At 31.1% G+C, this 370-nt stretch carries 1 protein-coding gene; it reads right to left on the bottom strand.

Annotated elements, in window-relative coordinates; all coding sequences use genetic code 11:
* A partial coding sequence (locus tag D0S45_20990; protein ID TIH02086.1) for a hypothetical protein occupies positions 1-370 on the bottom strand: 370 nt, incomplete at both ends.

Below are 370 nucleotides of genomic sequence, written 5' to 3'. Positions count from 1 at the left end.
AGTTTTTCTTTCATTTTTAATAATCTTTTTTAAAAACCTTTTTGGGTAGTTGTTATCCCTAAGAGTAGAAAATACTTTATTTAATTCGGTTCGTTGGTCTTCCTTGTCTGTAACAATCTTAGTACTTCTGTTCATTAGATTTTTTACCACATTAATTTTCGTGCTCTGTGAATGGGCCGAATTAAAATCCAAGTATCTCTCGGAATGCGTTGATTTTCTGTAAACATTTATTTTTAACTTATTATTGTGTCGACGTTCAACCAGACAATCTAGAAATGCTAGTTTGTGGTCAACTGATTCTAATTCCTTAGTTAGTTTAATGTTTTCAGAAATGCTGTTTGCATTGTTAAATAGTTCTTCCATACCATCC

Origin of the sequence: Marinifilum sp. JC120 (genome assembly GCA_004923195.1) — a bacterium.
In the GTDB taxonomy this organism is placed as follows: domain Bacteria; phylum Desulfobacterota; class Desulfovibrionia; order Desulfovibrionales; family Desulfovibrionaceae; genus Maridesulfovibrio.
Note: the sequence above shows the minus strand (reverse complement) of the source record. Positions and strands in the feature narration are given on the sequence as shown.